Below are 17,812 nucleotides of genomic sequence, written 5' to 3'. Positions count from 1 at the left end.
TCGATTTGGAGCTTATCAAACCGTATCCTTTGGAAGATGGGTTTGTTTTGAGGGTCATTTCGTTATCTCTTGTTCAAGGGAAATTTTTCGGAGAATCTCCTCTATCAAAGGATAGAATTCCGATTCTTCCCGATCGATTCTTTTTCTCGAATCATTGAGGATTTCGATCGTCTCCTCTTTAAAATTACTAAAGTTCATTTCAATCGTAAGAGGATCAGAGTATTTGCTGGCATAATCCAGTAAGGTATCCTTTAAACCGAACATAGTTTTCCGATATTGTTCAAAAAGGGAAACTAGAGTGGGAGAGTTATGTCTGTAATGTTCCATTCTGAGATAGAGGTCCATATCTTCTACATTTAGATGAAAGAGCAACGAAGCCGAAAAAACAGAAAGCAGTTCGACCAGATGACCGATGTTCGGATTTGCTTTATCGATTTCGGATTCGATTTGGCGGGTGTATTCGTTTACGATTTGATGTTGTCTTTTAAGTTTTCCGATGAGTTCCATTTTAATTCCTGCTGATATTTTGATTCAGTTTGGTCTTTACGAATTCTTCCACCTTCGAGGCTTCCAGCGGATAGGAATAGTAATAACCTTGCGCGTAGTTGCAATTGAGTTCTTTCAAAAGTTCGTGTTGATTCGGATTTTCGACACCTTCCACGATGATCGCTTTGTCCATAGCTTGGATAAGATTGATCAGAGAGGAGATGATAGTCTTGCTGGAGGATTTAAAGTAATTAAAAAGAAATACCTTATCCAGTTTGATATAATCCACGGGAAGCGTCTGAAGTCTTCCCAACGAGGAATATCCCTTTCCGAAATCGTCTATCGCAAATCGATAACCAAAGTCTTTAAGAAGGGATATCACTTTATTGACCTTTAATAGATTGCTGTCAAAGGAATCTTCGATAATCTCCAAAATGATGGAATCCGGAGAAATTCCGTAAAAGTCGGTAGCCTCTTTTAAAACGTTGAAGATCTGTTTGTCGTTAAGTTGTTTCGCAGAAATGTTAAGCGAAATGCGGATCCGATTTTCTCTCAAGATGGACGTGTTATACGATTTCAGGGTATCCCAGATCAACCATTCGCCGATCGTTTTGATAAAACTGGAACTCTCCGCGATGGAAATAAAACTCGCGGGCATAAGTTTTCCCTTTTCAGGATGATTCCAGCGTAATAAAACTTCCATAGAAAGAATCGAATCCTGACGAAGATCCATGATCGGTTGGTAGGCCAACTCGAGTTCATTTCTGTTTAATACTTTCCTTAAATCGATCTCAATCTTCGCGCGCGTTGCATTCTGTTCGATCGTATTTCTGTCATAGTGATAGAAGGAATTCGGTCCAATCAAGGCGGATTGTTGAACGGCTTCCTCCAGAATTCTCAAAGAATTCAGATCCGAGTTCACAAGTTGATCGAATTGAGAATAACCTACGTTTGCGTTTAGATGGAATTCCCTTTCGCGATAAGTGAACGGAAAAGAAAACAGGAGAACGATACATTCGGCGAACCATTCGGCTTCCAATTCGGATTCGATATTCGAACTCGCGATCAGAAAACGTTCGGACCCTAGACGAAAGATTTGATCTCCCTTAGAAATATATTTCTTAAGACGTTCCGCGATCTTCAACGCGATAGATTCGTAATAAAAGTTATCTTCTTTGTTGAGGATGGAATCCGGATTGGAGAGGGAGATTAAAAAAAGAAAATAAGGCCGATTCTCCTTATGATTGTAGATTCGATTATTACTATAGATAGAAAGAAAATAGTTCTTATTGGGAAGTCCCGTAAAACAATCCTGATAAAAGGATTCCTTAGTGTCTGTCGAAAGATTTTGTCTTACCGTTAGAAAACGAATCGCGTTGATATCCTCCAAATCGTGAATGATGAAGTTCAACATCAGAGTCATGTCGTTGAAGTAAGCAACGTCGATTAATCCGGATTCAAGGAGAAGGCTGGAAAGCCCCATCTCTTTTTCAAATTGAATCTCTTTTGCCGTCTTTAAATAGGATAAGAACGATTTCTGAATGCTCTGAAAATTCGGCGATTTTAGAAACTCTTCGAAAGTGGTGTTTGTATACAACAACTCCCAATTCTTTGAGTAGAGAGCTATGCCCTCTCTAGAATTGTCCGAGCAGAACTTAATTGCTCTTCTCAAAATGAGGGGTGAAACCTGTGTATTGTTAGTCACTTTGCTACCAGCCTATACTCGAGTAGTCTAACAATTTAGTTTATAAATAGAAAATGAACTTATAAGACTTTCAATTTAGTTTTATAAAAACAAATCGATTACGTTATCTCTGTAACATCGATTCAAAAGCTATGTCGCGTTGAAATTTTAAGAACCCGGAAGACATAGAGAGGCTATCCGGTTGCTGCAGTTAAGGTGAGGGTAAAGGTTTAGATCAAGGACTGAAAAGCCGAACCGCATCCGCAAAGCTAGAGGCGGTACGAAGCAAGGATTTTAACCGGGTGAGCTCCAGCATCTTTTCGATTTCAGGAGTAAGGGAATATAGAATGATACCGGCGTTCGGCATCTTATTAAGCCTGGAGTGGGTCGCGATAAACGTCGCAATCCCGGAAGAGTCCATAACTCTGACTCCGGATAAGTCTATAAGAAGAATGTAAACTTCGTTTTCGATGGATTCGTTAAAAGCGTCTTTCAACTTTTTAGCGGAGAAGATATTGATATCGCCCTGGATTTGAAAGATAACAGCCGGTCCTGGGAGGGTTCCTCCGGAAGATATTTGTTCAATCGTTAGTTTCATATCGTTGGTTTTATAACTGATAGAGTCTGCTTTGGCGTCCATTACTGTTTCTCCGAACACATCTTTACTAAGGTTCAAATGCTGATATTTAAATTCAATAAAAAATGGAAAGAAATTTTTAATTGATAAGCTTTCGGCCGAAACCGTAAGAGTCGTCTGAATTTCGGAAATAGGGACAAGCGAAAGTAATTTGATTCTGGCTTGTGAAAAATAAAACGAATATGGTATTAAATTATAAATCAATATTACCTCTGTTTTACTGTAAGAATTGATTTAAGATGAAAGTCTGTTCTCCGCAGGAAAGACAAAATACGCTTGTTAACTCTACTTCCCTTTGATAGAATCCGAAAAAAATCCGGAGTGTTCGATGCTATTGGGAAAAAAGGATATAGAACTGGCAAGATCTAACTCTGAGAAGAGTTCCGCGAACCAGTGTGATGTCAGTTTTCTCTCTTACGGGAAACTCTTCGAATTAAACCCGGGTTATAAGTTGATGTTCCCGGGTTCCATTGTCGATCTTGAAAGAAAGTTTCTTTTAACGGTGAAGGTTTGGGTTTCCGGCCTCGCTGATTTTATCAGTTTCGTTCCTTTTATGCAAGATAGAGTAAGGCGCCCGGTAGAAGAACGTGAGTTTCAGCGGAAAGATTACGATATCGATGCGATCGTTTTACTCGCTGCTCTACAACAAGGCTCAGGAGCCCAGTTTAATTCAAAATTAAGAAGCGAGCTGACTGCTATTCATCCAATTTTAACGAAAACGACGGTCGAGGAAGTTCGTAAGCCGTTATCGAATTCGATTTCAAAACAACCATCGTCTGACGGCATTTCCTTTTAAAAAGGATCACAAAAAAGAATGAAGGGGAAATTAAAACTACTCTTACTCGTCGATACGCCTTTGTGTAGAGCGTTCCGTCAAGGATGCAGCTTCGGATCGTTTTTAAAAAACTTAAGAATATTAGAATATTTAATGAATGATAAAATTTCCACGGATCCGAGCTGAATTCTCTTCGAGTTGCGGATGTAAAAAGTTGTAGTTTTAACATTTTAAAATCGTTGATGAATGATGCCAATCGACACAACGAAAAATCGTTACGGATAATAAAAATAAAAAAGGGAAAATAAACCCTAATCACAAAAAGGAGTCTGGTCCAAATACAAAAAAATCGAGAGGTGAAAGAAACAAATATGCAAACTCAAATATATGTAAGACAAAACGAAGTTCTAAAAAGATTGGTAATCGAATTGATTCGAATTTTAAGAACTGATTCGGTTTCGAGTCAAGTCAGCGAGGTCTTAGACATTCTTGCCACAATGAATGCAAAACTGAACGAACACTTGATGACGGAGTCCAGTTTGATTTTGTTGGAATTTTTGCCGAAGGAAAAACTATTGAGGGAAGAATTTGAATTTTGCACAAAACCTGTAAGAAACGAATTGAAAAATCAGTTTCGTCAATACATCACAATGTGGTCTCTGCCGTCATTGATTTTGCAAAGGCCAACGTCGTTTGTGAACGATTCAAATGAGCTGATGAACCGACTCCATCAAAGGTTACAAAGTGAAATCGAACATTTGTTTCCAATTTTGAATCACTCATTCGTCGTTACCGAAAAAATTCTATAACCGCTGACAATATGACCGGGATATCGACAATGAAATCTCTTACGTACTATAAATGAGAAGTCCTGTCAAAATTATTTTTTTTACCGCGAAACGACGTGCCAAAAAGAGCTAACGTAGATAGAGGGGGGATTATGGATATCCAAAGGACTGAAATCATTCTGGAAATAAGTTATTCTAACTTCCGTGGATCTTCGTTTGACGTTTATTCTTAAAAAAACGTCGTTCAGTCCAAGAGAGTTGTAGCTGCATTCTTTTAAGTGAAAAATAAGCCGTGATATTTTGTTGGTCAATAGGAGTGGTACTTAGATTTTAAAAGATTCGATTATTCGATAAGCATGATTTTGATAAACGAATACACTTTTAAAGAAAAGGACCGGAATTATAAAAAAGAAGAAATTCGATTTTGGAAGTTGAAATTATGGTAAACACGTTAGATTGGCTATTACGAGATGAATTACTGATAAATATATCGAGATTCGGGGCATTTTTTGCTTTGATCATCGGGCTCGGTCGATTATTAAGAGCGAGACGCCAGATCGATTATTTTTTATCGGCGCTTCTTGTTCTTACCGCTATTTTTCAATACATAGACGAAACAACGATTAACGCAGTTTCATACAATTGGATGAAACGTTTCTTATTTCAGATCGATTTGATCGCGTTATCCACTGCCGGGATATTCGTGTATTTGATCTCGATCATGGTTTTCTCGAAGTATTCTAAACTTCCCTCACGGTATTATTGGAACTTTGTTCCGCCGATTGTATTATCAATTCCCGTAGCAAGTTTATACGATCAACAAAGTCGATTCGAATTTGGAATGTTCTTATATCTTACCGATTTATTCGTGTTAGTCTATGTAGGAGCCGCCGTCTATCGTATGTTCACGACTCGGGTTTTCGATTTCCGCAATCTAAGGTCGAAAGTTTTGGGTGGATTGATAGCGTCGGTTTCTTTGTGTGCCTCTATCGAAATTATGGGAATAGTTTTAGAAAATAAGACGCTCGTAATGCTTTCCGGTGCGTTCACCACGCTTGAAATCGTATATTTCTATTTTGTCAGCGTTTACTATCAGGATTTTTTAGGGGATCAGGCAGCAACGGAGATTCAAAAGAATGCTTCCAAGAAATCTTTATTAGGTGACATCGACATAGACGCGCTTGAGAAACAGTTGAGTTATCTCATTCGTGAAGAACGAATCTATTTGGACGAGGATATTCGACTCCCGAACGTAGCGGAAGAGTTGGGAGTTTCCGTTCATCAGCTTTCGTCATATCTAAACGATCATAAAGGAATCAACTTCAACAACTATATCAATCAATTTCGAGTCGAGGAAGCGAAGTCGATTTTAATCAACGATCCAAGTCGATCCGTGATTTCAGTCGGGAACGCCGTAGGTTTTAATTCAAACTCGGTATTTCATAGGGCCTTTTTGCGGGAAACGGGAATGTCCCCAAAAAAATTCAGAGAAGCTCAACTCTTTAACAAACATTCTTTCACTCTGAATTGAAGGAAGCTTCGGATCATTCAAAACGGAAGCGGAACGTATCGAAAAATAGGTTTAGATTCGGCTTCGGAATTTTGACCGTGAGAGTTGTTTTGGAAAGAACAGCGGAACAACGCTTTTCTCTCTATCGCGTTTTACACGGTTAGGAATTTGTGGACTCGGAACTCGGAAGAGATGGCGAGTTAAAAAAAGGCTCCGGGAAGTGGGCTGAATTTTAGGATTTTCGAGTCCAGCCGAAAGATTTACTGAGTGTTTTCCGAGGTAGTATTTTTTTGGGGAGGATTGCCGGTGAAGAATTAAGTCTGCGATCGAATTCTTCAGCCCGGGTATTTGCAGGAATTCTAATTTTTATATTCCACAATCCTGAAATATATTCAGAAAATAGAATGTATTTGAGAATCGGAAAAAATCAGACCGCGTTGCTGGTTTTCATTCCCGTAAATTTTCCTTGCCCCAACAACTCCACGTTTTTGTGAAACTTTTCTCTTTCTCCAGGAAGCGCCGATTTTGCGACCAATTCCAAACCTAAGATCAGATTTCCGGAAGAATCGTAAGAGATCCATCGCACGGCACCGAAAACCTTAAAGTATCCCTGCATACGGATATAGATATCGAAGACAAAACCGGTATGTTTGGGAAGTGTCTGAATCAGATGAGAATTGGTGATTTTCACACAAACTCCGTTATTGGAAATGTCGAGGATCGGAAATTTTTCCGTGGTCATGACAGTGTTCGATTCTTTGATTCTTGCGACCATTTCTTTCGCAAGTTCCGATACTTGATGAACGGTTTCCTTTGTGAGAAATTTGTCCTTATTTCGAATCCAGATATAACCGAGAGGGATGGATTGTCTGGAGTGATTGATATAAATGATCGGATAGATGATTTCGGAAAGAATCTTCTCATCTTTGTATTTGCGGATCAGAGTCGGAATCTCTTGGTGAATTTGATCTTCTATATCGATTTGATTTTCATTCTTGGAATTGTAAGAGGATTCTTCCGAAGTGTTTTCGATATGAATGTATTTTTTTGTTCTTTTTACCAGATCGAATTTTTCATCCAGATCCGCTTTGAAGACGTCAATCTCGACGATTCCGAAATCGAAAGGTTTTAGTTTAGTTTTATAATCCTCGAAGCTTACCTTGACCAAAGTGGGAATGTTAAAAAGGGAGGCGTCGATCACCGTCTTGGAAGAATTGATGTTGGTGATATGTGCTGTATCTTCGGCGACCGGATATCTTGGAAACGCTCGATTGGATTTTGCTATGGATATTTGACTGACGGAAAGTTCCGCAGTTCTTTCGTTGATACTCTGCTGAAAAAAGCACTCCAGTTGCACATACTTCGCAAGAATTCTATAAAGGACCAGCTCGTTTTTAGAAGTTAGGTCGGTTTCTCCTTGCAATTCTACGATTAATCTTTCTCCTTCGGGAATAAATTGTTTGATCGTGAGGCTGGAACCTTCTTCATCGCCTTTTATAATTAAGGACTGGTTCAATAAATGTTTTTCAATAATATGCTTTCTCTGGTCCGGAGAATGGAGCACATCCAATTCTCTATTTTTCGATTTGATTCCGTTCCTTGATTCCAACATTTTACTCTTACTCTCTTTCGAAATATAGCAGCTTAACACTGAATGAAGGGATGGATTAGTAAATATAAAATTTCCTGAACAAGTTTCTGAATTATAGATCTGATATTTTGACACTCTGAAAATTATCATTTTACCGATGGATTCGAAGAAAGAAGAATCGCTTTCACACGGGGCCTTGGCTGCAATGGAAGAGGCAAGTTTCTGAACAGTTTCGTCCCGAATTAAGAAGCCGAGGATGTAAATTTCAGTTGGGAAATTTAGAATCTGTGAATATTTTCGTGGCACGATTGGACGAGAATGGACAGTCGCGGCTTTCTCAAGATCGGAGAGGAAATTTGCAGGAGTTCCTACAAGGATTGTTCCTTTTTTGCTGTCCTTGGTTTTTCGTGAGATCGAGGTCTTTTCGATTGGAAACGGAGGAGTTCCCACGTTTTTAGATTTTCTCGGAAGCTCCGGATGATTGCCTAAGGAATTCTTCCTGTAGAATGGAACATAAATCGGATTTCTCTGCCCGGAAAATTTTGCTTTGAATTTAAAGTTGGAATTCTTGGGATTCGAAAAAGGAATTTCCTCGCCTCCGCTTCGGTCCGTGGGATTGAGGGCTTGTCCTCAAACCGGAAATTGTAAGCGATTATAATATTCTGTAATTCAGTATATCGCTGTCGAATTTTGATTGGAGTTCCCACTTTGAGAATGTTCGGACAAGCCAAGCTAAAGTAGGCTCGTAATCAAATCCGTGGAGTTCCCACAGATTTCTTCCTTTGAAAAGGTTTAAGAACTCGGTCGCAGCATATCGTTGTCGAATTTTGATTGGAGTTCCTACTTTGAGAATGTTCGGACAAGCCTCTTTGTCAACTCTACTGAAATTCTCTCGCAAACCGACTTCAAATCCGTAGGGAATTATTTTTAGATAAAAATTCTTTTTATAGGAATCAACTTTGAATCGATCTTTTCTTATGAAGGAAGAGTTTTGAAAATCGATCCTTGTGTTCTCTAAAAAGAAAAACGTTTATTCCATCAAATCGGAAGAAAGGAGACGGACCTTGTATTTGGAAGCCATCTTTCGGAGTTGTTCTTCTTCGATGGAATGGATGTTTTTGCCCTTGTGATAATTTTCCACCGTAAGAACAAAAACGGTATAATTCAATTCGGAAGCCATTTGAAAGTAGGGCTCCATTTCCCAAGAAAGTGTAAACGTATTGTCCAAAAAAATCCTCGTTGTTTTTACTTCCATCGCCTTCCTGGTTCTCTCTTCGCAACTTTTATAGGCGAGATAATTTTCCGAGAACTGAAATTTGTATTCTTTCGTTTCCGGATTTGTAAAGTAATCATCGACGGAAAAAACCGGATACTTCCCGTTTTCGGATAAGAGTTTTGCAAGGACGCTTTTTCCGGAGCCCGGAAGCCCCCTTATGAGGATGAGTGAAAATTCTAAATCCATATTTCTTTGTAAAAAGGGAGTTCCTACTTTTTGAAGGATTTTTCGGACGGATAAAATTCAAAGGATTCTTTCAAAACGATTCTGATCTTTTATTTAAAAAAAAGAGAAAGAAGATTCTCCAAATTCGCGCAAAAGTCGGATCTTCTCGAAGATTCTCTCTAAAAGAAGGCAAAGCCGGGCTTTCCATTCTTCTTTTACTTTACAAATACGTTCGATCTGATTAGCCTAGAAGAAAGACTTATTGAAAACAATCCTCACGCTCAAAAGACGAGCCCTTGGAACAAAAGGACCAGAGTAGAATGAAATATTTAGAAACCGAACAGATCATTCCCGCGAAGGGAATGTCTTATACTATGTATGAAGTGGAGGGAGAAGATCAGATTCTGAAGATGATGACTTATATTCCGAACACGGACGAAATTCATATCTATCCGAAGCCCCCGGTCAAAAAATTATACAAACCCGAACTTTGTAAGGTGATCGACGAACTCGTATTTACGGAACTCTGGAAATTGGGAGAAGAAAGGAAGGCGGCGAAGTAAAGGAGAAGTTGAGTTCTGGCCTCGGAGAGAATCGAACTCCCGACACAAGGATTTTCAGTCCTCTGCTCTACCGACTGAGCTACAAGGCCGAACTCATGGACAGCATAGAAAAACGGACTTCACTGTCAACGAAAAAGATCGGAATCAGCTTCTTCGCCTCGGAGCCTTTCGGAGAAATATAAATGTCCTCCGCTTCCGAAATCTGCGATCCTCGCCTGAGACGTCTCGAACGCGAAAGGATGGTGAAAACTCAGATCGTTTCGAGAGGAATCCGAGATCGAAACGTTCTCTCTGCGATGCTTTCGATTCCGAGAGAATGTTTTATTCCTTCCTTGTATTCTTCCCAAGCCTACGAAGACAAACCGCTTCCCATCGGATGCAAACAGACGATCTCTCAACCGTTTATGGTAGCTTGGATGTCCACGTTACTCGAAATCGAAAAGGGAGATCGCGTTTTTGAAATCGGAACCGGTTCCGGTTATCAGAGTGCGGTTTTGGATTTTCTCGGGGGAATCCTTTACTCCGTAGAATTTTTTGAACCTCTTCACAAAACGGCGATTCGAAATTTGGAAAGATGGAAGCCGGGGTCTACAAAGAAACATCGTTTTATGAACGGAAGCGGACCCGAATTCTTAAAACCCGATTTGTTTTTTGAAAAGATGATTTCCTGCGCTTCTCTTGCGGAGTTGCCGGATCGGGAAAGCCCTTACTTTCGTTCCTTGGTTCCGGGTGGAATTTTCGTTTTTCCGACCGGAAAAGAAGAACAGGTTCTGATGATCGCCAAAAGAACGTTAGACGATTGGTCCTTTCGCAGTCTGGGAGGTGTTCGTTTTGTTCCTTTTTTGTGAAAAGAATCCTAAGACTCTTTTTTCAGAATTCGACTTCAAGAATTCAGTTCTTCTTGCATGACCTTTCCCATGAATTGAGAGGAACTGTAACGAGAATCTTCTCGAGAAGAAGAGGTTTTTTTAGGAGTTCCTACACGGGGATTTGTGCTTGCAAAATTAGAATTTTGTGATAAAGGAAAATTGCCGGAATTTTTCCCCGCCACCGCTCCCCACCACCCGAAATTTGGGCGGGGCGCGCGACTTTTACGGAAGGGCGTCGTAGATCCGACAAATTATCTGAAGATCCAGACAACGTTTGGGTAAGGAAATCTCTTTTTTTGGAAGAATCCAAGGAGAAGAAAAGACAAAACCGTTTTTTTGTTTTCTTTCGGAATTGCCTTTTTTCTCCCAAAATGACATTCTTCAATCGATTCTTTCGATTTAGAATTCTCAAATGGAATCGGAGAATTCTTTCAAACGTTGAAATTGTTTCCCTTCTCGGTTTTTTATCTCAGCATTATCTGAATCTATGTATTAAGTTTTTGTAATATATTTTGTCGTGACTTTGTTTTTTTAAAAGAATTTCGAATTCTTATGAGAGAGGAGATTCCAAATAAACGACTTTTAATTCCATTCTACAAATCTGGAAAGGATTGTGCAAAAGCCCCTTGAATCAGAATTACTTGCGGGTTCGAAAACTCAGGATATTTTTTCTTTTTCAATAACAAACAGGATTCGGCATAAAAGAATCGATCGTAAGTTTTTGAAAATCGACTTCCATTCTTTAAATAAAACTTGTTCGTAGATTTCTTTTTACTAGGATAGGTTTTTCAAACTCCCGTTTTTTTTCGAACTCGAAGAATTCGATTCAATTTGACTTCGATTCTTTTCATTCCTTTTGAAAAAGGGATAAAGTCGGAAATGGCCCTTGATATTCAAACAAAGTAAAATAAATTCAAAAAGAGATTAGAATATGGAATTGCTAAACCCTAAAAAAACTGAATTCGCGCACCTGGATGAAAAATCCAGAAACATCATGAAACGGACCATCGAGTTCTTTGAAAAAAAAGGAAAGAACAAGTTAAAGGAAGACGATCGTCATCAAACATGGTACGGGGATTTTCTCGAGTTTCAAAAAGAAGTAAAGGCTTTCGCAACTCTGATGACCCCAGCCGGTTATGGTGATTCCGACTCACGTTGGGATACAACTCGAATCTGCGACTTCAATGAGATCACCGGCTTTTATGGTCTTTGTTATTGGTATACTTGGCAGGTTACGATGTTAGGCCTCGGTCCGATTTGGATCAGTAAGAACGAAGAGATCAAACACAAGACAGCGAAACTTTTACAAGAAGGGGAAATCTTCGCGTTCGGTCTTTCCGAAAAGGAACACGGTGCGGATCTGATTTCGAGCGATATGATTCTCGAAAAAAAAGGGGAAGGATCTTACGTCGCAAACGGAGACAAATACTACATTGGTAACTCGAACAAGGCGGCAATCGTTTCCACATTTGGAAAGATGAAAGAGACGGGGAACTACGTTTTTTTCGCGGTCAATTCTCAACATAAGAATTATGAACTCATCCAGAACGTCGTTAACTCTCAGAGTTACGTGGGAGAATACGCTCTTCACGACTATCCAATCTCGGAGAACGAGATTCTTTCCAAAGACAGAGACGCGTGGGATGCTTCCCTGAGCACGATTGCAATCTGTAAATACAATTTAGGCTGGGCTTCGATCGGAATTTGTACTCACTCTTTTTACGAAGCGATCAATCACGCTTCGAAGAGAAAATTATTCAATCGTTATGTGACCGACTTTCCTCTCCTGTGATTCCGAAAGTGAACGATTTCAAAAACGACGATTTTCTTTTTAATCAGGGCGCGACCACGAAAGGTTTTGAGAAAATTTCCTTTCACGATTACAACGCCGTGTATTCCAGCGTAGATCTTCCGAACGTGAAAATTTTTAGAAAACAAATTGCGACTCTTAAAGAATTCTTAGAAAAAACTCCTCCCGATGGAAAACAATCCAAGGATCTCGACTTTATGTTGATCGTAGGAGAATTATTTACGTTAGTCGCTTATGGACAACTTCTGATCGAAAATGCGAAGATCGAAAAAGTGGAAGACGATCTGTTGAGTCAGATTTTTGATTTTCTGATCCGAGATTTTTCGAAATATGCCCTTCAGCTTTATTCCAAGAGGAGCAGCACGGCGGAACAGATGGCGAAATGTCTTGAAATGATTCACAAACCCGTGGAAGACGAAGAACTGTTTTTAAGAGTTTGTGCGAAAGTTTATTCTTACAAAGACGCCTACGAGATGGCTCCTTGATTCTTGTCGGAGAACGGTTTTTTCAAGTCCGCTTTGTATAAAGAAGAAATACGGAAGAGTTCGTTTTTCGGAAGAATGACGGACCTTTTGTTTTCTCAAAGTAGGAACTCCCAAGCAAAGCGCGTGTTTGTAACAGGCGCGTAATTAATTGGAAAGCCGGGGTTGGGAAAGATTGAGAATCGTCCTTTAAGAGAAGAATTTTGTTAGAGTTCCTACACGAGAATTTTTACTTGCAAAATTAGAATTTTGTGATAGAGGAAAGTCCTCCGGAATTTTTTCCACCACCCACCCCGCCACCCAAAATCAGGGTGGGGCGCGCGATTTTTACGGAGGAGCCGTCGTAGTTCCGACAGGATTAAACTTGCAATCTAAGGGAAATCTACATTGATTGGTGAGTCCGAACGGAATGAGAATTTCTCTCGAAGTAAATCCTGGAACATAGAAACACTTTTTTGAAGTCCTTGTTCCTTTTTTTTTGGAAGGAACCGATTTTTAGAAAGCTGAAGAAGATCTTCCAGAGATCATTCTCGATGGGCTTGAACCCAATTCTTTCCCTACGAATCAGAGATTGATTTAGAGCTCGTGTTTGTAACCGGCGCGAAAAACCTGGCCACCCAATAGAATCGGAAAGGCCGGAGTTGGAGAAAGGTTGAGGATCGTTCCCAAGGATTGGCTCGTTGTGGAATCGTATTCGGAAGCGAAGACCGTTTCCACCTCTAAAAAGAGAAGACCTCTCTCGGTGATTCTTGCCTGGGTTCCTAACAGCCAATGAGGAGAGAATCCGGAGATTCGAAATTGAATGTTTTCTCGAACCGCAGTCGGATCAGGTCCGTCCCTCAGGAGGTCTCTTACCAAGGCTAATTGGGGAACGCTTACGGAAAGAATATCCAGAGTGTCGGAAACGGTTTTAGAATCGTTTCTACCCCTCAGCCCCCAACCTCCCGAATAATAATTCAAACCCAAACCCATATAAACGCTCGAGTCTTCCGAGACGTGAATTTTGATTCCGATCGTCGCCGGAATCATCACGGATTGAAAATTCCAGTTCGCGTCAATAAAACGATAACCTAAAAAACTCGCCTTTGTGATTCCCCCCGCGATCTTCTCAGTGTAGTTTCCTGAAATTCTCCAGAAAAAATATTTACTGAAATCTTTCTCAAAACCGACCATCAGATTTCCTCCGACCATTGCCCCCTGCGCGCTCTCGGCTTGGAAAACGCCTCCGGTCGTTCTTTCGATTGTGATCAATCGATTCTCCGGGACTACGAGTCTTCGCAGTTGCAGGCCGCCGATTCTTCCGTTCGGGTTACAACCGACCATGCCCGGTTCGCAAGGATTTGAGGATTGTACCGGAAAGTATTGGCCCGAGTTAATTCCGTCTTTTGTGATGACCTCACCCATATTTCCAAGATCGAATTGAAGGCCTAAGCCGGTAACAAAATAAGATTTAGCGTGGAGGTTTGTTTGAAAAACAAGGATTAAGAAGAATGGAGTAAATCTTCGAAAGAACGTAAAAGAGAGAATGAAGGCCCCGCGTAGAATCATTGATAAATTTGAAAACTTTTAGGCTTCTAAAAATTAGGAGGCTAATCGGGAAGGAACTCCTGTCAAGGTTCTAAAGGAGTTTTTTTTGATCGAAGGATATTAAAAAAAAGGCCCTCACGAGGAGAGCCTTTTTCCAAAAAGATCTTTAAATTCGATCTTAGAGTTCGTGTTTGTATCCGAATCTGTAAATCTGTCCACCCACAACGATTGGGTATGCAGGATATGGGGAAAGGTTGGAAGCTCCACCCACAGACTGAGTTTTACCGACAGAATATGCCGCAGACATGATCGTTTCGAGTTCGATAAATACGTGACCTTTGTCGGTTACTCTTGCTTGAGTTCCGATCAAGAAGTTAGGTGCGATTCCGGAAGCTCTAAAACGAGTGTGCTCGCGAGTTGTTACCGGATCCGTTCCATCGCTCAATAAGTTTGCGATTGAAGTAGCGCCTGCTGCGGTAAGAATATCATAACCGCCTTTTACGTTGTTGGTTCCGTTCAAAGACCATCCACCGTTAAAGTAGTTCAAACCAGCACCCATGTAAACCGCGGTGTCTTCCGTTACGTTGAGTTTGATACCCACAGTGGCAGGAATTACGATCGCGCTAAATCCCCAAGTGATGTCTACGATGCTATAACCAGCAATATCAGCCTTAGTCACACCACCGGAAATCTTTTGAGTGTATTCAGCTGCAACTCTCCAGAAGAAATACTTTGCAAAGTCGGACTCGTATCCAACCATCAAGTTACCACCGACCATCGCTCCCTTTGTGGTTCCAGCGTTGATAAGTCCACCGGAAGTTCTTTCCAATGTGATCAGTCTGTTTTCAGCGGGGATTGCGCGTCTTGGTGCAACACCGATATAATTACCAGCTCCTGCAGCTTTGGAAGGATCTTGAACGCAACCTGCGTCCGTTCCTACCGTACAAGTATTGGAAGATCTAACAGGACCATAATAAGTGGCCGCATCAAGACCATCCTTAGTGATTGTTCCACCCAATTGCCCCAGGTCTAATTGTAATCCAAATCCTACAATGCCGTATGATTTTGCACTTAAGCTTGCTGCCGAAGAAAATAGGGCGAGGACAAGCAACACCTTACTCATGTTACGAACCATTGATAACTCCTTACTCACGATTCAATTTGATTTGATGTGTTTCCGGAGGTTATATGTATTTCCTGAATCCCGGACACAGGGTGAAACTTTAGAAGTTCGTAGATTAGTGTCAAACAGGATTTCGGCAAAAGGTTGAAAAGTTCCCAAAATTCTCAAAAGGATAAAAAAAATTTTCATTTTTTTATAACAAATGTTATGAGCGATTTTTGGAAGGAGAAAAATTCCGAAGAGCAAGAATTGATTTTGAAAAAAAGATCCTTCTTCTCGTCCAGAAAGAGAAAGCCCTTTCCAAAATCGGGCACATTCGACGAAAAGTTTTAGGAAATCCTGATATAGAAAGAAGAATCTCGGATCAGGATCGATTTCTTTTTTACGGATCCTTTCAGAAAGACTTCCGACTAGAACGAACATTCCAATCCGAAACTGTTGCTTAAGGAAGGTTGTTTGTTCTTTTGTATAAGATCTTGGAATTCCAAATTCGATTCTTAAATTGTCGCGGGTTAGGCAGGACCACGTCATTTTTTAAGACTTCGAACGTTAGGCACGATTCCTCTCGCGCGTTTGTTCGGAATTCTGAACTCCGTATTGTCGAAGCGAGATTAGATTTTTAAGATGAATGGAGCGCTTCGGAAAGTCTTTCTTCCTTTTACTTTCCCGAAAGCTCAGATGTAGGAACTCCAATCAAAATGGAATCCGGGATCCGTTTCTGGGAACGTATTCAAAGGCGCTTTTCAGAGAAGCCGTCTGTGGGAACTCCCCGTTTTGGATTTTGGGTTTTCCGAGTATGGTCCGTGATTTTTGGAAAGTTTTGGGAAAAAGCCCTCCGTCTGTTTGAGAATCCGGTTCTTTTGGGATGGAATTGGGAAACCGTTTCCCCGCGACCTCAATTATTTCCGAGATCAAATCTGAGAATTCCTTTTAGAAAACTCCAAAATGCGAAATGAGACTTGCCGTTTTATTCTTGTCATCTTGTTCTCTTCCGCGATTCTAAACTGGAAACCGTTGGGGGTGGGGCAAAATGTTTGCCTCTGAGAGAGTCCCCGGAACCTGATCAGGATAAAGCCTGCGTAGGAAAACGGATCATACAAAAGATTCTTCTCTCGTAAGAACGTGCCCTAACGCGTGTTTTGCGAAAGCAAAGTTGGATTCTTTTGATAGCTTCTTGTTTTTTGGCGGCCCCTTTTTTTGTTCCTCTCCAAACCGACGGTCAGGAGAATGTATGGAACCCACTCAAGAATTTCAAGTCCCTCTGAAATCGATTCAGCTTACCGACGGGACTCAGTATCAATGTTATCACACGGAAGGCGCTCTTTCCGGAAAACTTCCTTCGGATTATAAGAATGGGATTCCCAAACTTCGAAAGGAATGGGTCCAAAAACGTCTGGACCGCGGAGACGAAAATCATTCTCAGATGTATTACGCCCGCAAAGGGATCATCACGGAAGAAATGCGTTATGTGGCCATTCGAGAAAAAATGTCCGAAGAATTTGTTCGCTCCGAGATTGCATCCGGTCGCGCCATTCTTCCATCCAATCGGAATCATCCCGAACTTGAACCGATGATCATCGGGAAGAATTTTTTGGTCAAGATCAACGCGAACATCGGAAACTCGGCCTTGGGTTCTTCGATCGAAGAAGAGGTCGAAAAACTCCATTGGTCGGTGAAATGGGGCGCGGACACGGTGATGGATCTTTCTACCGGAAAAAACATTCATGAAACGAGGGAATGGATCATCCGGAATTCTCCGGTTCCGATCGGAACCGTCCCAATCTATCAGGCTCTGGAAAAAGTAAAAGGTAAAGCAGAGAATTTGAATATTCAAGTTTTCTTAGAAACCCTCGAAGAACAGGCGGAACAGGGAGTGGACTACTTTACGATTCACGCGGGAGTTCTTCTGCGTTATATTCCCTGGACCGCGAACCGCGTGACAGGAATCGTTTCGAGAGGAGGATCGATTCTCGCGAAGTGGTGTCTCGCACATCATAAGGAGAATTTTCTCTACACTCATTTTGACGAGATCCTCGGAGTGATGAAAAAATACGGAGTTTCTTTTTCACTCGGAGACGGACTTCGTCCAGGCTCCATCGCGGACGCAAACGATAAGGCTCAGTTTGGAGAATTGGAAACCCTCGGTGAATTGACAAAACGCGCTTGGAAGGAAGACATCCAAGTGATGATCGAAGGTCCGGGGCACGTTCCTATGCATCTCATAAAGGAGAATGTGGATCTTCAGATGAAACTCTGTCAAGAAGCCCCGTTTTACACGTTAGGCCCTCTTGTCACAGACATCGCTCCCGGTTACGATCATATCACTTCCGCGATCGGAGCCGCGATGATCGGTTGGTTTGGAACGGCTATGCTCTGTTATGTGACTCCCAAGGAACACCTCGGTCTACCTGACAAAGAAGACGTAAAGCAGGGAGTGATCGCTTATAAGATCGCGGCTCACGCAGCGGACTTAGCAAAGGGACATCCAGGCGCCATCGAAAGAGACAACCTTCTTAGCAAGGCACG

The 17,812-nt window shown here is 41.1% G+C and carries 13 protein-coding genes, 1 tRNA gene, 1 pseudogene and 1 riboswitch; of the genes and pseudogenes, 7 read left to right on the top strand and 8 right to left on the bottom strand.

Annotation, left to right across the window (positions count from 1 at the left end):
* Positions 1–54: 54 nt before the first annotated feature.
* The 3 genes from JWG45_RS14155 to JWG45_RS14145 form a co-directional block, all read right to left on the bottom strand.
* Positions 55–507, bottom strand: a complete 453-nt coding sequence (locus JWG45_RS14155; RefSeq protein ID WP_205280341.1) for a hemerythrin domain-containing protein — start codon at positions 505–507, stop codon at positions 55–57.
* Between the two features lies 1 nt (position 508).
* The gene (locus tag JWG45_RS14150) at positions 509–2,191 is read right to left on the bottom strand and encodes an EAL domain-containing protein (protein ID WP_205280340.1); all 1,683 of its coding nucleotides are present in this window, start codon (positions 2,189–2,191) and stop codon (positions 509–511) included.
* A gap of 214 nt (positions 2,192–2,405) precedes the next feature.
* Positions 2,406–2,810 carry an STAS domain-containing protein gene (locus tag JWG45_RS14145; protein WP_205280339.1) on the bottom strand — a complete coding sequence of 135 codons (405 nt, stop codon included), beginning with the start codon at positions 2,808–2,810 and terminating at the stop codon, positions 2,406–2,408.
* Positions 2,811–3,141: 331 nt separating this feature from the next.
* On the opposite strand from JWG45_RS14145, the gene JWG45_RS14140 reads away from it, so the two are divergent.
* The 3 genes from JWG45_RS14140 to JWG45_RS14130 all read left to right on the top strand — a co-directional run bounded on the left by JWG45_RS14140 (position 3,142) and on the right by JWG45_RS14130 (position 5,901).
* Positions 3,142–3,603 (top strand): globin family protein, encoded by a 462-nt coding sequence (locus JWG45_RS14140; RefSeq protein WP_205280338.1) that lies wholly within the window; start codon positions 3,142–3,144, stop codon positions 3,601–3,603.
* Between the two features lie 350 nt (positions 3,604–3,953).
* Positions 3,954–4,391 (top strand): hypothetical protein, encoded by a 438-nt coding sequence (locus JWG45_RS14135; RefSeq protein ID WP_205280337.1) that lies wholly within the window; start codon positions 3,954–3,956, stop codon positions 4,389–4,391.
* Between the two features lie 418 nt (positions 4,392–4,809).
* A complete protein-coding gene (locus tag JWG45_RS14130; protein WP_205280397.1) occupies positions 4,810–5,901 on the top strand; it encodes a helix-turn-helix transcriptional regulator in 1,092 nt (363 codons plus the stop codon).
* Between the two features lie 406 nt (positions 5,902–6,307).
* Here the strand turns inward: JWG45_RS14130 and JWG45_RS14125 are convergent, their stop codons facing one another.
* Positions 6,308–7,492: a DUF1577 domain-containing protein gene (locus JWG45_RS14125; protein ID WP_205280336.1), complete on the bottom strand. Its 1,185-nt coding sequence runs from the start codon at positions 7,490–7,492 to the stop codon at positions 6,308–6,310.
* A 1,009-nt stretch (positions 7,493–8,501) separates the two neighbouring features.
* Positions 8,502–8,933: an AAA family ATPase gene (locus JWG45_RS14120; RefSeq protein ID WP_205280335.1), complete on the bottom strand. Its 432-nt coding sequence runs from the start codon at positions 8,931–8,933 to the stop codon at positions 8,502–8,504.
* 299 nt (positions 8,934–9,232) lie between these two features.
* Here JWG45_RS14120 and JWG45_RS14115 point away from each other — a divergent pair, with 299 nt between their 5' ends.
* Entirely contained in the window at positions 9,233–9,475 is a 243-nt protein-coding gene (locus JWG45_RS14115) for a hypothetical protein (protein ID WP_205280334.1), read from the top strand.
* A 16-nt stretch (positions 9,476–9,491) separates the two neighbouring features.
* Here JWG45_RS14115 and JWG45_RS14110 read toward each other — a convergent pair.
* Positions 9,492–9,564, bottom strand: a tRNA-Phe gene (locus tag JWG45_RS14110).
* Between the two features lie 93 nt (positions 9,565–9,657).
* Here JWG45_RS14110 and JWG45_RS14105 point away from each other — a divergent pair.
* Together JWG45_RS14105 and JWG45_RS14100 are read left to right on the top strand one after the other, a co-directional pair.
* Complete coding sequence (locus JWG45_RS14105; RefSeq protein ID WP_205280333.1) at positions 9,658–10,323, top strand: protein-L-isoaspartate O-methyltransferase family protein; 666 nt, start codon at positions 9,658–9,660, stop codon at positions 10,321–10,323.
* Between the two features lie 952 nt (positions 10,324–11,275).
* Positions 11,276–12,639, top strand: a pseudogene (locus JWG45_RS14100) (acyl-CoA dehydrogenase family protein).
* A 573-nt stretch (positions 12,640–13,212) separates the two neighbouring features.
* On the opposite strand, the gene JWG45_RS14095 reads toward JWG45_RS14100, so the two are convergent.
* Both JWG45_RS14095 and JWG45_RS14090 read right to left on the bottom strand, forming a co-directional pair.
* Positions 13,213–14,184 (bottom strand): porin OmpL1, encoded by a 972-nt coding sequence (locus JWG45_RS14095; RefSeq protein WP_205280332.1) that lies wholly within the window; start codon positions 14,182–14,184, stop codon positions 13,213–13,215.
* A gap of 157 nt (positions 14,185–14,341) precedes the next feature.
* Positions 14,342–15,298, bottom strand: coding sequence for a porin OmpL1 (locus JWG45_RS14090; RefSeq protein ID WP_205280331.1), 957 nt, complete (start codon positions 15,296–15,298; stop codon positions 14,342–14,344).
* Positions 15,299–16,292: 994 nt separating this feature from the next.
* Positions 16,293–16,389, top strand: a riboswitch (TPP riboswitch).
* Positions 16,390–16,517: 128 nt separating this feature from the next.
* Between JWG45_RS14090 and thiC the strand changes: the two genes are divergently transcribed.
* Positions 16,518–17,812, top strand: a 1,295-nt coding sequence (thiC, locus tag JWG45_RS14085) for a phosphomethylpyrimidine synthase ThiC (RefSeq protein ID WP_205280330.1), incomplete at its 3' end; no start/stop codon positions are given.

The sequence above is a fragment of the Leptospira ainlahdjerensis genome (assembly GCF_016919175.1).
Lineage (GTDB): Bacteria > Spirochaetota > Leptospiria > Leptospirales > Leptospiraceae > Leptospira > Leptospira ainlahdjerensis.
The sequence above is the reverse complement of the archived record's forward strand: the minus strand, read 5'-3'. Positions and strand labels throughout refer to the sequence as shown.